Below are 500 nucleotides of genomic sequence, written 5' to 3'. Positions count from 1 at the left end.
ACCCCCAGCAGCAGGATCCCCAGGGTCTGCGGCTGCAGGAACTTGTCCGCCACCAGCTTGGCCCCCACCGACAGCCCGAGGAAGATGGTCACGATGTTGATCAGCGCGTTCTGCACCGTATCGCTCAGCCGCTCCACCACCCCGCTCTCGCGCATCAGGTTGCCGAAGCAGAACATCCCCAGCAGCGGCGCGGCGTCCGGCAGCAGGAGCGCCACCAGCAGCAACAGCACCGCCGGGAAGAGGATCTTCTCCCGCTTACTCACCGTACGCAGCTGCACCATGCGGATCTTCCGCTCCTTATCCGTGGTCAGCGCCTTCATGATCGGCGGCTGGATCAGCGGCACCAGCGCCATGTAGGAGTAGGCGGCCACCGCGATGGCCCCCAGCAGCTCCGGCGCCAGCTTGCCCGACAGGTAGATGGCCGTCGGGCCGTCGGCGCCGCCGATGATGCCGATGGCCGCCGCCTGCGGCAGGGTGAACGAAATCAGGCCGAAGTAGTT

1 protein-coding gene is annotated in these 500 nt (G+C 66.8%); it reads right to left on the bottom strand.

The features are described 5' to 3' along the window. A partial coding sequence (locus tag ABLV54_RS00030) for a sodium ion-translocating decarboxylase subunit beta (RefSeq protein ID WP_248861152.1) occupies positions 1 to 500 on the bottom strand: 500 nt, incomplete at both ends.

Origin of the sequence: Klebsiella sp. JB_Kp042 (assembly GCF_040065275.1) — a bacterium.
In the GTDB taxonomy this organism is placed as follows: Bacteria; Pseudomonadota; Gammaproteobacteria; order Enterobacterales; family Enterobacteriaceae; genus Klebsiella; species Klebsiella quasipneumoniae.
The sequence above is the reverse complement of the archived record's forward strand: the minus strand, read 5'-3'. Positions and strand labels throughout refer to the sequence as shown.